The following is an 11,656-nucleotide window of genomic DNA, read 5'->3' on the forward strand; positions in this document are numbered from 1 at the left end:
ATCGGTGGCGGGATTTTTTCATTTTTTTAACTGTGTTTTCTCAACTTAAGAGGGACCGAAATGCAACGTTATCCAATGACCCCTGAAGGTAAAATCGCCTTAGAGAAAGAATTACAACATCTGAAATCTGTTGAACGTCCACGTATTACTCAAGCAATTGCTGAGGCGCGTGAACATGGGGACTTAAAAGAAAATGCAGAATACCATGCTGCTCGTGAACAGCAAGGTTTCTGTGAAGGACGCATCCAAGATATCGAAGGTAAATTGGGTGCTTCACAAGTCATCGATGTTAAAGACTTAGAACAAAACGGTCGTGTTGTATTCGGTGTTACGGTAACGATTGAAAACCTTGATACTGAAGAACGCAAGACTTATAAAATTGTTGGTGATGATGAAGCAGATTTTAAAATCAATAAAATCTCGGTGAACTCACCAATTGCTCGCGGTCTTTTGGGTAAAAATGAAGGTGATGAAGTAAAAATCACTACTCCTCAAGGCGAAGTTGAGTACGAAGTTGTAAGCGTAGAATATCTCTAAGATACTACTCTTGAACCCCTCTTCCTGAGGGGTTTTTATTTAATATGGGTTAGCTCATTTTTTGGATAATAGATTATGGATACGCCTCTGATTAACACACCAGTCCGTCATTGGTGCGAATTTGAGTTTATTTCCAAAACTGTGAAAAATCCCAACATCCATATTAAAGGAAATTATTCTTACTATTCAGCTTATTGGGATCAAGGCTTTGAACGTTGTGTAGTCCGTTATTTACATGACAAAGCTTCAACGCCAGAGAAACCGATTGATCAACTTTATATTGGCAATTTTGTTTGTTTTGGCGCTGAGTGTGTAATCATGATGGGCGGTAATCAGCTGCATAGACCCGACTGGATTTCAACTTTCCCTTTTGATACTCGTAGTTTCTTGGCAGCTGGCGATACTGTGATTGCTGATGGCTGCTGGATTGGTAGCCGTGCGATGATTATGCAAGGTGTCAAACTGGGTGAAGGTGCAGTGATTGCAACTGGAGCCGTGGTAACTAAAGATGTTCCACCCTATGCAATTGTCGGTGGGGTACCTGCGAAAATTATTAAATATCGCTTTCCTCAAGAACAAATAGACAAACTACTTGCTTTAAAACTGTATGATTTAGATGAGAAGCAAATTTTAAAAATACGTGAATATTTGCAAACTGACGATATAGACGCTTTATCTATACATTTAAAAAATTTACGCGATTTATAAAAAATATATCTAAAAAATTTGCTGTTATAAAATCACAAATGATTACGTGCTTGAATTTAAATCATCAAAAAATAAGTATAAAGTATTAACAAATAAGCATCATTACAATAAGGAAAATACTCATGTTATATCAACATATTCTGGTACCAATTGATGGTTCTGAAACGTCTATGGTCGCCATTAAAGAGGCGATCAAGCTGGGAAAAGCCCTAAATAGTAAAATTACAGTTGTACAGGTGATGGCACTAGATCCATTTATTGCTGATGTCTATGTAAAAACTGGCCAAACTAATGATTTGATTGAACGCACACGAACTTATTTACTCGATATTTTACAACAAGCAAAACAAGAATTTACCAATAAAGGCCTTACTGTTGAAACTAAACTGTTGGAAGGTTTTGTGGTACATGAGGAAATCATTCAGGCTGCCCAAAATTTAAATGCAGATCTGATTGTTATGGGTTCTCATGGGCGCACTGGGGTCCGAAAGCTTGTATTAGGAAGTGTGGCACAAAAAGTCTTAGGTGAAAGCCATATTCCTGTTTTAATTGTGCGCTAAAGCGAGATTGCCTGTCTGGCTAAATTGAGCAAGATAGGCTTTTATTTCTTAAAAGGTTGAGCTGAAGCCTCTCTTTTCAGCATAACTCATCTATGCCATCAAACTTAAAAATCATATTGCTCCACTAAACCGTTTATTATTTTTTTCATGTGTAATTACGCTCTAATTTGAACATTAAGGCTGCCAAGCAAACTGCTTTAAGTTAACTTTTCCATTTAACAAATAGACGCCTTCAGCTTCCAACTTTAATTGCTGAATATTTTCACCCTTTTCATTAAATTTACTTAGGCTAATTTTGCCTTGAGAATTAATCACACGATACCAAGGGACTTGATGATCAGCTTCAAGATGTTTCAAAACATAGCCCACTAATCTTGCATGTTTAGGTAATCCTGCCATACGAGCAACTTGCCCATAAGTTGCAACTTTTCCGTAAGGAATCAAAGCAATGACTTCTAAAATCTGCCGATGTAGTTCATACTGAGTTGTCAAAATGGACTCCATAAAAATTGACATAATTCATATCATATAAAAATTTTTGACTAAAACTAAATGCAATCCAAGATGGGCTTGAGGGAGATCTGCATGAAAAAAATATTATTGGTGATTACTGGAACTTTACTATGCGTTTCTTGTACTACACGTCCTCCTTTTACGTCAGGAGAACCCCCTAAGGTATCTATAGATGGTCGCCCTATTGTTCCAGTCACTTTTGTTTTTACAACCAATACTCCAGAAGCGACGAAGTTTGATAATTATCAACAGATGCGTAAGGAAATTAAAATATTAAATAAATACTATGTAGATGATAAAAATAATAAAATTTTTAAATTTAAATTACATCGTTATATCCCTTATGAAGAGTTTTCAAAATTACATTGCGATTTAAAACAACAGATTAACCAGCCTTACCCAATTACGACTGAAACCATTCCTGCAAGTGTAAATACGTGTTTTCCGAAACGAACTGCAAGTAAAGAAGTGATTGTTTTTATTTATGACGCCTATTCAACCAAATGGAAATTTGAAGATGTAACAAGTAGAGCTTTCCGTAATAATGGCAGGCCTTTTGTTTTATTAGACTGGAACCGCCTTAATTATAATATTCAGGCGGGTAGTGTACACGAAATGGGACATGTATTTGGTCTAAAACATGTCTGTGCGCCTAAAGCTACAAAACGTACGCCAACCAATATCATGGCGAGTGCTGAATGTAAATTAGGCAGTGGTGGCTTAAGAAATTTAGGATTTACTCCAATACAACTTCACACTATTTTATCGACTTACCAACAATATCCCTAAAATTTAATTTCAATATATGGCCCTAAATTATCTTGGGTAGCGATGTAATTTTCAGGGGTCAATAAAGATGTCATATAACTACTGGCCTTTAAGAAATCTTCAGCATTGACTGGATACGGCTGCCAAAATGTTTTCAAATTATTGGTGTAGATTGGATATAAACGTAGCTGATCTTTTGACAAATCTAACCTTGCTATACATCCAAATGGTAAAGCATCGTGTTTTTCATATTCGCCATTGCTATTAAATACAGCATTTCCAATACCAAACACGACTGGCTTTTGGTTGATCAGCTGAACAGGTTGAATGGTATGAGCACCATGGCCAATGACCAGGTCAGCACCCGCTTGGGTTAGAATCGTAGCAAGCTTACTCTGCTCTTTTGTAATGGGCTTAAAGTCGACACCCCAATGGCAAATAACAATAATTTTATGTTCAGGATGAGTCAGCCTATAGCGACCTATTTGTTCAAGCAAAACACCATTTAAACATGCGACGCCACTCTTATGACCTAAAGCATAAAAATCATAATCGAGATAGGCTGTGTCTCTGTGCCAGTATCCATTAAAAATAGCATAGCGCTTATTTTCAAAAGAGAGTTCAAAGTAGTTTTGAGCATCTTTTTGATTTAGGCCAGCCCCAATATAAGAAAGATTAGCTTGATCAAATTGTTGTAATGTATAAATTAATCCACGGTCCCCATAATCTTTTAGATGGTTATTTGCTAATACCACATGGTTAAGGTGAATATTTTTGAACTCTGCTAATGTTTGTTCGGCATCAGCTTTAAGAATAAATGGCTTTTTATGTACTAAAGGAGATTGATTTTCTAAAGAAAAGACTGCTTCAAAATTAGCAATATTTAGGTCATTTTCGCCTAAAAAGGCTTTTATTTTATCGAATGAATAGTCGTATCCATATTGCTGCAGAGCATCTATTTGCCCTCTAGCCCTACGTTTTTCGGTGTAGATTTCCCCAAAGTAGGTATCCCCCAAAATGTTAATAACGCCACTTGGAGCAGAACAAATTTTAGGTGTTACCTTCTGTACTTGAAAACAATGATAGTAAGGAATCAAGTGCTCAGCGCGATGAATATCATCTAAAAAAGAAAAGAAACCGATAGTCTGGTTTTCCTCAAAGAACGTCAGATAAAGTTTTCTGAATGTATTTGTAAGATATAAAACTTCTACTACATTCTGTGCCATTAATAGATTCTGTGGTAGATAAGACTTTTCTTTAAAATTCAGCTCTTTTATAAAGAATAGTTTTCTGATTTCAGCTGGCTGGCTATAAATATTTTTAACTAATAAAAACAAATATTTTAACTGGTTTACTGTACTTTCTTTTTTCAAATTTAAATTATAGGTAGCAGCTCTTTTTGACAAAATTAAATAGGCTTGCTCATGTGTACCGCAGAGCATATTGCTTAAAGCATTCTTCACATCTGCTGCTTGGGTGAAAATTAGCAACTGCAATAGTTTAATAAAGGTGTAATTTTCCAAGGGTTTTAAGCCTAGATTTTGCTGACCTAGTTGCTCAGATAGGGGTTCAGGCACCACATAGTCATCTTGAGCTTGTACATTTTTTTGCTGAAATTGCTCTAGTGCATAGTCGATTAGCAGTAATGTTGAAATATCATCATCAAATTCGAATTGCCATATAGCTTCATCGAAACTTATCGTACCGATATGTGCTAATAGCTTGATCTCAACGGGTTGATACTTCATGACTCATCACCTTTGTAATCTTTTACATAGGCGATGTAACCCGATAAGTTGTGTTCCTGGTCATCAATCCGTACCCGAAAGCGGTCATGGCGAATATAAAAAGCATGTAAAATTTTATCGGGCCGTGCCATATACATTGCCATTTCCGGATAAAAAAAGCCTGTTGTTTGAAAATCAGCTCTAAACTCAATTAGTTTTTGAAGCTCTGGCATATAAGCCTGCTCAAAAAGTGCTGTCCGCCCCTGCTCTTTTAAGCGGCGTACCATTTTATAAGCAGCCATTAACATTTCTAATAGAGTCGCATAAGTTGTTTTTCGGTTACGAATAAAAATAAAATGTTTTAAATAATTATTTAAACCAAAAATAAAATATTTATCTTCAGGACATATTTTAGTGAGTTCATTAGTACAATAACTTAGCCAATGATCATGATATTTTTCATATCTCTTTTCAATAAAATATTCAAACATTAATTTAACAGTTTCTAATAATTTAGAATTTTGGTTAATTTGGTATAACCTTAATAACGCTAAAGCAGCTTCACCATCATAATAAATAATTCTGAATTTTTCTTTTAAATCATAATCTGGATAATTTAATACATGAGTAGTTGAGCCATTTGAATCTATTAATTTTAAAATACCATTTGCAAGTTTCTCTGCATATTTTTGGTAATCAGTTTTTTGAGTAATTTCTTGATATTTAGTTAACATTAAAATAGCAGCCGCATTGGCACCTAATTTAATTTCAAATTCCCCTTCTTTACCATCAATCATAAAACTAGTTTCAGAGTCTTTTTCTTTATAAAAGTTGGTCAGCGCATATTGGATAGCAGCATGTATCTTGGGCCAATATTCTGGCTTGCTCTGCACTTCAAATGTTTCTAGCAAGGCATATAGTGAGGTACAGTGACGTACCGTATTGTAGTTACGGATATCTCTATCATAGGCAGAAAAATAGCCGTAGATAAATTTGCCATTTTCTTGAATTTGGCTGTGCAAAAATGCTGCATTTTTTTCAATTAACGTCTGAAAATGCTGTTTCTTATTGCTCGAAATCGCTCTAATACCATTCGCATCATAGCGGCTCGCTAAATTAATGAATTGCTCATTTTCATAAAATGCTGCGTAAGTATCAAAAGTCCAAATGTCTTGTAGCTCTTGTAGTTTAATCTGTGGTTTAGTGGTGTTATATTTTTGCTTAATTGCATAATTCAGATTTGTTTCATCAAAAAAGTTGGGTTTGTCATAGCTCAAACCTCGAATAATTGCTTTTCCATAAATCTCTTGCTCAAGAAATGCAACCGAACATTGTTCATCAAATCCAATACCTCGACGATAGTGGTTGTTATGAAATTGATGATGGACCTCCTGCTCTACTACTTTCCAAGCTTGTATTGCTAAATTATATGCAACATCAATTTTTATATAATCAGTAAGTGGTTCCTGTGCAAACTGATCGTTAATGAAATCTAATAATTCTTTTTTTGCTTGTGAAAAGCTTGTCTTTTGACTATGCCATACGTTACATCTTTGGTCTTTGGGGCCAAATGATATAAATAAAATCGTTTCTTTCTGAAGATCTGAAACATGGGGAGCGATATGTTCTAACCAAAGATGCAGTTGTCTTTGGAAGTTTAAAAATGCTGTCACTCGAAATCAGTCCCTATCCGTTATTTGTTGTTCTATAAAGTTTCCAATCCATCATAGCATGAACATATAAAAAGCTAAGTTAACGTATTGTTTAAACATAAAAAAAGAGCCCGAAGGCTCTTTTTTTTATAAGTCGATTGTCAGATTAGAAAATGATTTGACCATTGTTGATCAAGTCATTCAATGTGACTGGACCAGTAAGGTTAGTCAATTGAAGCAATGGTGTTTCAGTGTAAGTACCTTCTACAAGTAATCCACCATCACGATCTACGCTGATTGTCGCAGTTTGGGTACCAGCATCATAACTTACTGACACATATTGACCGATTGTTAAATTAGTTTGTGAACCAATTAACAAGTTACTTAAGTCAATCTTATCAGCCTGATCATCGGTTGCAGTATCACCTATATGGAAGTCAGTCCATACATCTACACCACCTGTTGTTGTGTTACCACCAGTTGCGTTAGTTACACTTGCAGCTGTTAATGTGTTGTAGATCAAGGTATCCGAGCCATTACCAAGAGCAAATGTATCATTTGCCGCAGTACTTACTGCAAGGCTATTCAACTCTTGACTCAAGTTAATCGTCAATGAAGAAACATATTCACTGCCATCAATCACTGAAACCAACTTGTAATCAATCACATCAACTGTCGCATTTGCAGCGCTGTCTAATGGTTTGTAGAAGTAAGAACCATCATTGTATAGATACAACGTACCTTCACCTGTATTCACTCCTTGACCAGCAGCTAATTCATATGTGCCAGTTGTTGAGTTCATTACATAAAGCTGAGTACCTTCTACGACATCATTAGTAAGGACGTTTCCAGTAATCCAATCTGTTTGACCATCTGGTGTGTATTGGTCTAGATGAGTCGCTGTAGTTGTCACTACAGAGTCTAGAGTTACAGCACCTAGAGAAATCAGACTTGATAAGCTGAATACTACACGGTAAGTCCCTTCTGACAAATGAGGTACATCTGCTGAATATGCTGGGGCACCCAACACACCTGCCAATGCTGTCGCAGAACCAGAGTAAGCTGTATTTACCCACGTTCCACCAACCAATTGCTGAATTGTATATCCAGTCGTTGGAAGAGCCGACAAGCTTAACGATGCAGTGTAGTTCAACTGTACATGTACATCACTTACTGTATTTGCAGCTATTGTAAACTCGCTAGAGGTTACTGTACTGCTTAATACAGGTAGTGGTGGGAAGCCAGCTAGGTTACCGATAGTCACGTTACCGCTCGCAACATCCACAACTGGGTCTACCACTGGTGCCATGCTGATTGTTGCATCATCTATATCAGCTGTTACTGATGGTGTTGGAAGTGTAGCATCTGCCGAAGGATCTGCTGTATTCCAAGTTACATCAACATCAGGCGAACCAACTTGAACATGTAATGTAGCAGTATCAGTTCTACCAGTAACTGGATCTGTCACTGTGTAAGTGAAGCTATCAACTTTACCTACATTCGCCATATTCGCAGTTGCCTGATAACTATAAGTACCATCTGCATTAATAGTCAGAGTTCCGTATGCACCCACAACTGTTGCTGGTGTACCTGCTGTAATTACTGCAGTATTACCATTTTCAGCTGTAACTCCAGTTACTACAGAAGTTGTCGTAATGTAATCCGGCACATAGTTTGTACCGTAAACAGCAGAGTTATCATCAGCGAGTACATTACCAGTGACAGGGTCAACATCCAGTACAGGAGGTTGAGTAATATCACCGTGATTCAGTGTGATATCCGCAGTCACGCTACCTAGAGCTGTAAGAAGAGTGTCGCTTTCCATGAACAACTCGTAAGTACCGGCACTTAAGTTATCAATCTTGAATTGAACTTCAGAACCAAAGATACCTAACAAATCAATCACGCCAGTATCAGAACTATCCGCTACTACAGTACGAGTGCCATCTGGATTTAATCGTGTTAATACCACATGTAAACCATCGACAACCGTAGCAACCGAACCAAAGTTCACTGCAATAATCGCATCAGTCAGGTTACCTGGGTCAACTGTAAATGTTGCTGTACCTTCTTTCGAACCGATAACAATTCCACCTACACCGAGTAACCAGTTATAGCTGATCGCGTTATCAAGTACTTCAGTTGTTACAGGATAAACCATGTCTATTTCAGCAGAAGCAACGTTATCCATTGCATCTACAGGAAGCGGACTAGTGATTACAGCTGGTTGAGATGGATCTGCATCGTTCCAGATCATATCTACACTTTCACTATCGAGACGAACATAAAGTGTTGCCTCAGAAGTGTTACCTGTTACAGGATCAAGCAAGGTGTAGGTAAATTGATCTACCTGACCAAGGTTTGCTCCATCTACAGTTGGGGTATAAGTGTAGTTACCATCTTGATCAATCACCAAAGTACCGTATGTGCCAGCGATTGTTGCACCAGCAACTGGATCAACCGCAACACCATTCACTTGAGAAATCACAGAACTGCTTGTTGCTGCATCAACTTCACCAGTGAGGCTTGCATCTTTGATGACATTGCCAGAGATCGGTTCAACAGAGTAACCAGCCACGATGTATGGATTATAGACATCCATCGTACCAGTTAATGTTCCGCCTAAACCTACACCTAACAAGCCTTCATATCCAATGAATGCACGATATTGACCAGCATCCAATCCTTCAAGTACAGCTGTTGGTGTTCCACCGATGAGTGATAAATCGATGAGTGATGCTTCTGGGTTAGTACCACCAATCGATACCCATTGTCCTGTTGCTTCATCAAACTTCTGAACAACAATCGCATAATCACTGAGTAGATCTGCTGTGATAATGGCATCGAATGTGAACGTTGCTGTGCCTTCACGATTTGGATCAACAGTAAACTCAATTGCATCGTTGCCTAGCAATTGTAAGTCGATACCTGCTAACGATACTGCTGCAAGGTAAGTTGAACTACCTAGAGCAACATCATCCGCAACTAGCAATGGTTCTGGATTGATCTCTGCAGTTACAACATTATCCACCGCATTCACAGAGCTCAATTGAATATTGAGATTTGCTTGAGCCGTATCACCAGTTACAGGATCAGTTAATGTGTAGACAAATACATCTGTTTGACCAACACCCGCAGCACTAGCAGTAGGCGTATAAGTGTATGTACCGTCTGGATCGATTACCAAAGTACCATACAACCCATTGATCACAGTATCCACTGCTGTAACAGGCTGACCATTTACCGCTGTCACTACAGTCGTAGGGGTTACAATATCTGTTTCACCACTGGTGTTGATATCAGTAATAACATTACCATCAGCAACTTCAGTGTAGTATCCACCTACTTGTGTCGTGTCATAAACATCCATGGTGCCCGTTAAGGTACCAAGTAAACCGATACCTGCAAGACCGTTATAAGTCATGAACGCACGGTATTGACCTTCTTCCAGACCTTCAAGAACCACGCCAGGAGTTGAACCTAGTAAAGTAAGGTCAAGAATATCAGCCTCACCACCGCCATAGACCGACGTCCATTCGCCTGTTGTTGTATCAAATTTCTGAACAACTAGAGAGTAGTCAGATAATGCATCCACTCCAATTAAAGCACTGTAAGTAAATGTCGCGTTGCCTTCTTGACCAGCGCCTACTGTAAAATCAATTGCTTCAGAACCAAGTTGTAAATCAAGTCCAGCAAGTGAAACCAAAGCTAGGTAAGTTTCGCTACCTAAAGAGGCATCATCTTGTACAAGCAATGGTTGAGGAGCCAGTACGGCTGTATCAGTGTTATCAAAGGCAACGATAGAGCTTGCAAGAGTATAAATTTGCGTATCTTGAACATTACTACTGTTTCCAGCAAGGTCTGTGAACGTCGCAGTAGCATCAACTGTTAAATCTAGATCTGCTGCAAGGTCACTACCTAATACATCAACTGTCCAAGTACCTGCTACCGCATCAACTGTCGCTGTATAGTCAACACCATTTACAGTAACCACAACACCTGTTGTAGCTGCATCTGTAGGAATGTTAGTCAATGTACCTGTTAAGGTCACTGATCCACCAGCTTCTGTCGCATCCAAGATGTTATCAGCAGTAACCGGGTCAATTGCTAACACAGTTGTAGTGATATCTGGTGGAGTAACATCAAGTGTTACTGTTACATCAGCATCAGCAGCATCTACATTACCTTGAGCATCTACAGCCTCAGCATGAATCACAATCTGACCAGTCACAGGATCTGCTGCTGTTGCAGCAAGAGTTGCTGTGATAAAGCCATTTGCAAGGTCAGCTGCTGTCACGGTGTAGTTAGTACCGTTCACATTCACCACTGTGCCATCGATTGCATCTGGTCCCAACGCCACTTGTGCATTGAAGGTGCCATCTGTACCAAGTTCTGCAGCATTTAAGATACCGTCGCCATTTAAGTCTTCAGGAACTGTAATCGCTGTAATCAGATCTTGTGGAGTTGTATCAATAGTTAAGGTTACATCTGCATCTGCAACATCCACGTTACCTTGAGCATCTACAGCCTCAGCATGAATCACAATCTGACCAGTCACAGGATCTGCTGCTGTTGCATCCAGAGTTGCGGTGATGAAGCCGTTGGTAATATCAGCGGCTGTCACGGTGTAGTTAGTACCGTTCACATTCACCACTGTGCCATCGATTGCATCTGGTCCCAACGCCACTTGTGCATTGAAGGTACCGTCTGTACCAAGTTCTGCTGCATTTAAGATACCATCGCCATTTAAGTCTTCAGGAACCGTAATCGCTGTAATCAGATCTTGTGGAGTTGTATCAATGGTTAAGGTTACATCTGCATCAGCAACATCGACATTACCTTGTGCATCTACAGCCTCAGCATGAATCACAATCTGACCAGTCACAGGATCTGCTGCTGTTGCATCCAGAGTTGCGGTGATGAAGCCGTTGGTAATATCAGCGGCTGTCACGGTGTAGTTAGTACCGTTCACATTCACCACTGTGCCATCGATTGCATCTGGTCCCAACGCCACTTGTGCATTGAAGGTACCGTCTGTGCCTAGCTCGTCTGCATTCAGGATTCCGTCGCCATTTAAGTCTTCAGGAATCGTGATCGCACCGATCAGGTCTGCAGGTAAGGTATCAACTGTTACCGTAACGTCTGCATCTGCAACATCAAGGTTACCTTGTGCATCCACTGCTTCTGCATG

Annotated in this window: 7 protein-coding genes and 1 pseudogene; 4 read left to right on the forward strand and 4 right to left on the reverse strand. The window is 38.8% G+C overall.

All coding sequences use genetic code 11. The features are described 5' to 3' along the window. The first annotated feature begins 60 nt into the window (after positions 1–60). The 3 genes from greA to AWW73_RS13070 all read left to right on the forward strand — a co-directional run bounded on the left by greA (position 61) and on the right by AWW73_RS13070 (position 1,805). Entirely contained in the window at positions 61–537 is a 477-nt protein-coding gene (gene greA, locus AWW73_RS13060) for a transcription elongation factor GreA (RefSeq protein ID WP_016146223.1), read from the forward strand. Between the two features lie 75 nt (positions 538–612). Then, positions 613–1,245, forward strand: coding sequence for a CatB-related O-acetyltransferase (locus tag AWW73_RS13065; protein ID WP_062849856.1), 633 nt, complete (start codon positions 613–615; stop codon positions 1,243–1,245). Between the two features lie 122 nt (positions 1,246–1,367). Further along, positions 1,368–1,805, forward strand: coding sequence for a universal stress protein (locus AWW73_RS13070; RefSeq protein WP_062849857.1), 438 nt, complete (start codon positions 1,368–1,370; stop codon positions 1,803–1,805). A gap of 174 nt (positions 1,806–1,979) precedes the next feature. Here AWW73_RS13070 and AWW73_RS13075 read toward each other — a convergent pair whose 3' ends face one another. Further along, positions 1,980–2,309: an MGMT family protein gene (locus tag AWW73_RS13075; protein ID WP_079748510.1), complete on the reverse strand. Its 330-nt coding sequence runs from the start codon at positions 2,307–2,309 to the stop codon at positions 1,980–1,982. Between the two features lie 81 nt (positions 2,310–2,390). Between AWW73_RS13075 and AWW73_RS13080 the strand changes: the two genes are divergently transcribed. Further along, on the forward strand, positions 2,391–3,107 hold the full coding sequence (locus tag AWW73_RS13080) for a zinc metalloprotease (RefSeq protein ID WP_062849858.1): 717 nt from the start codon (positions 2,391–2,393) through the stop codon (positions 3,105–3,107). On the opposite strand, the gene AWW73_RS13085 is transcribed toward AWW73_RS13080, so the two are convergent. The 3 genes and pseudogenes from AWW73_RS13085 to AWW73_RS13095 all read right to left on the reverse strand — a co-directional run. After that, positions 3,104–4,834, reverse strand: a complete 1,731-nt coding sequence (locus AWW73_RS13085; protein WP_062849859.1) for a CapA family protein — start codon at positions 4,832–4,834, stop codon at positions 3,104–3,106. The genes AWW73_RS13080 and AWW73_RS13085 overlap by 4 nt on opposite strands. Continuing rightward, entirely contained in the window at positions 4,831–6,486 is a 1,656-nt protein-coding gene (locus tag AWW73_RS13090; RefSeq protein WP_062849860.1) for a glycoside hydrolase family protein, read from the reverse strand. The genes AWW73_RS13085 and AWW73_RS13090 overlap by 4 nt, the downstream gene beginning before the upstream one ends. Positions 6,487–6,631: 145 nt before the next feature. Continuing rightward, positions 6,632–11,449: pseudogene (locus tag AWW73_RS13095) on the reverse strand (beta strand repeat-containing protein); the annotation flags it as partial. Between the last annotated feature and the right edge of the window lie 207 nt (positions 11,450–11,656).

The sequence above is a fragment of the Acinetobacter lactucae genome (assembly GCF_001605885.1).
In the GTDB taxonomy this organism is placed as follows: domain Bacteria; phylum Pseudomonadota; class Gammaproteobacteria; order Pseudomonadales; family Moraxellaceae; genus Acinetobacter; species Acinetobacter lactucae.